The sequence below is a fragment of the Alistipes sp. DJF_B185 genome (genome assembly GCF_964250025.1).
Lineage (GTDB): Bacteria > Bacteroidota > Bacteroidia > Bacteroidales > Rikenellaceae > Alistipes > Alistipes finegoldii.
Window position 1 is genome coordinate 1 of record NZ_CAXUDY010000043.1, and the last position, 3,186, is coordinate 3,186.

Here is a 3,186-nt window from a genome sequence, read left to right on the forward strand (position 1 = left end):
TAGATGCGCCGCTCTGTAACGGGAGCATCGAGCGCATCCCATTTCTCTTGCGATACGGCGGTCTGCTCGTCCCGATAGCACCAGACGATGACGGATTTCGGGTAGGGAGCCGCAAATACGGTTCCTTCGTAATCAGAAAGAAACATTTGAAATTCCTTCTCCGTCCGAAACGAAATGCAGTCGCCCCGGTAAAGATCGCTGCTTCGGCACTCCGTATCCTTGTAAAGGCTGATCTTGCGCCATTTCTCGGTCGAGAAATCGCCGTAAAGCGATTCCGGTTCCCGGTATTCCCACAACGGCACCTCGGCGCAGAACCGGACGACTCCGTTGCCGCAGGCGCCGCAATGGCCCCAAGCACAGAAATCCCCCGGCACGCTTCCGGTCGGGTGCAACGCGTGCGGCGCCACGACCGTAAAAGGCCCTCCGCTGACCGCGCAGCCGATACCGCCGGCTGTCGCCCACACGAAAGGCACGTAAGGGCACAGGCAGATCGAGCGCGTTCCATCTTCACGGACAGCCTCGATCAGGGCGTTGCCGTGGAAGTCACCGTGGCGCGTGGTATAGCGCACCCGGTCGCCGACCTGCGGGACACGTGGGTTACGGGTACGTTCGATATGACGCACCTGTTTATTGGCCATGTCCACGTCCTCTTGCGTCAGGTGGTGTTCATGGTCGTAAAGCGTATTCATCGGCAGCAGCGTTTCGCGGCTGTACCGATCTTCGGTTTGGGGTTGTTGCATATTGCTGATAATGAAAGCGCCGCAGTTTTTCGGCCGCGGCACAGGTTGAACAATCGTTTATATTCGGTTTTTGGATCAGGCGGCTTCGGCCGGAATCGCTCCCGGGGGTGCCGGCTCCTGTTCGCAGGCCAGCCGTTCGGAGATCATCCGCGCGGCACGGTTCACGTCCGTGAGGATGTCGAACAGGTAGGTCGGCTCTTTATGGAACTCCGCCAGCCAGTCCTTGATATAGGCGGCGCTCTCCTCACGAGGCGTCGTAGCGAAGCCCAGCATCGCACCGCACAAGGCCGCCGTAAGTTCGGCGACCAACTCTTCGCGGATGTAGTCGGCATCTCTGTAGCAAGCGCCAAAAGGACGGTTCAGACGCTCCGCATGCCCCGTACTGTGCGTGACTTCGTGGAGAAGTGTCGTGTAGAATGCCGCGCCCTCCGGGAACTGCCGTTTTTCGGGGCAGACGATCCGGTCGAGCGTCGGTGAATAGGACGCCCTGTTGCCGGATTTGAGCAGGATGGGACAGAGCCACGACCGCTCCGCCAGCATCCGGTCCAGCGCCTCGCATGTCAGACCGTCCGAGTAGTCTTTCGGCCCGGTCGGTGTCGTAAGCGAGGAATATCGCTCCGGATGCCGCTCCTGCATATCCGTCTGGTCGATGTTGAAGACCGGGTAATAGCGCATCACGGGCAGCACGTCGTATTGCCGCCGCTGCTCCTGCGGCAGGCGGTAGTATTCCGCCAACTCAATCTTCTTACGGGTCTCTTTGTGGCGGATATAGAGTTTCCAGAAGAAGACCGGAAACGAACCGGAGCCTTTGAGGATATTCAACCCCTCTTCCTTGGCTTGTTTGAAGGTCATAAAGAGCGGCGTACGATAGCCAGCGATCTCCGAGAGGAACAGCAGCATCAGGATATTCCCGCCCCGGTAGTGCGTGCCGCGCAGGTTACGCGGAAGACCGTGCGCAAGGTCGGCAATCCACGGCTTGCGCCACTCTCCGGTAAGCGTTTCCATTTTCTTTATCATCAACTCCGTCAGTTGCGGAGCGATCTTTTCAATCAGATTCTTATTCATTGTCAAAGTAATGCAAAGACGGAGCAGGCATGACCTGCTCCGTCGGTTGGACATCTCGTTCGCGCTATCGTTATGCCGCTGCTTTCATCTCCTCAGGCATCCGGGTATCGGGTTCGATATCCGGATCCATCGGAATAATCAGCGGCTCCGGCGACGGCTCTGCGTCGGGCGTCTCGTCCGGCAGCAGGTCAGGAAGCTCCTCAGGCTCGACGTCCGGAGCCTCCTGCATCGAGACCGCCAACTCTTCGGACTCGGCTTTTGCCTGCAAAGCGTCGATCTGCTCCTGAAGACGGGCTTTGCGACGCTCGTAGACTTGCAGATACTCCTGCTGCACCTTCTGGCTCTGCTCCGTGAAGTTCATATCCGCGAAGCGGCACATCATTCCCGTCAGGAGCGTTTCGTCCGTACAACGAAAGTCCGGAGCCGCCGAGCGGAAGTAGTCCACCAGATACGCGCGGACCAGCGCCGCCTGTTGCTTGGCCGTGATACGTCCCGCCGCGGCAAATTGCTCTCGGTCGGTCAGGTAAGAGCCCTCCTTGGGCCGGAAACCGCACTGACGGAGTTTCGAGTCGCTCATTACGCGCTGCATCACAGCGTAGTAGAACATCTGCTGCTCCTCTTTCTGCAAGGGCTTGTTCGCAACCTTCACATCGAGAAAGACCTGCTTCATATCGGTCGTGATATGCTCGTAGCAGATTTCCCGGTAACGACGCTCCTGTTGCAACAGCCCCTCCAGCGGCGAAGGCGGAACGACGGTGACGAAGACCTTATGCTCATCGTCCTGCCCCTCGTTTACCGTCACTTCCCGCTCCTCGTCCTCGATCTCTTCGTAGCGGATTTCAATATCGAGGTTGCCGATGATGGCGTATTTGCGCACCCGTCCTTCCGAGATGTCGAACTCCAACCGCTGAGTTTCTTCGGCAAACGCCGCCATTTCGGCCTCGTACTCCTCCTTAGCCTCAGTAAAATCCTCTTCTGACTCGAACTCCTCGGCTTGTGGAGCGTCGGGCATCTGAGGGCCTTTATCGTAGTGATAAACGCTGTATTCCAGCTCTTCGACGTGATAGCCTTCTTTCTCAAGAGCTTCGAGTACTGCGGCAGGAGTTTCGCCGTCCGTAGCCAGCGTCGTACGCGGGTCGTCCTTCAGGAGTTTCACGGCTTTCTGTACCAAAAACTCGTTGTTCTTGCGGATCATGCACTCGCGGTTTTGACAGCCCGCGCAACCGCCCGTACATTCGTCCTTGAACAACACCTGATTGGCCGTGTTGTGCTGGCAGGAAAGGCACTCCGTCTTATCGAAGTTGTAGCTTTCCAGCTTGGTCATGTAACGCTCGTAGAGACGCCGGGCGATCTCCTTGATCCGCGCCGTCTTCCACGAGTT

General features: G+C 57.9%; 2 protein-coding genes and 1 pseudogene. All 3 read right to left on the reverse strand.

The genetic code is table 11. The features are described 5' to 3' along the window. Positions 1-740 (reverse strand): DUF4121 family protein (locus ACESTR_RS15825; protein WP_373179427.1); only part of this gene is annotated, 740 nt, incomplete at its 3' end. A gap of 75 nt (positions 741-815) precedes the next feature. Continuing rightward, entirely contained in the window at positions 816-1,805 is a 990-nt protein-coding gene (locus ACESTR_RS15830; protein ID WP_373179428.1) for an ArdC family protein, read from the reverse strand. Positions 1,806-1,875: 70 nt separating this feature from the next. Then, positions 1,876-3,186: pseudogene (locus ACESTR_RS15835) on the reverse strand (chromosome partitioning protein ParB); the annotation flags it as partial.

What these genes read in the sequence shown, in the direction of transcription:
- ACESTR_RS15830 (WP_373179428.1), bottom strand. Translation starts at nt 1,805, where the DNA reads ATGAATAAGAATCTGATTGAAAAGATCGCTCCGCAACTGACGGAGTTG.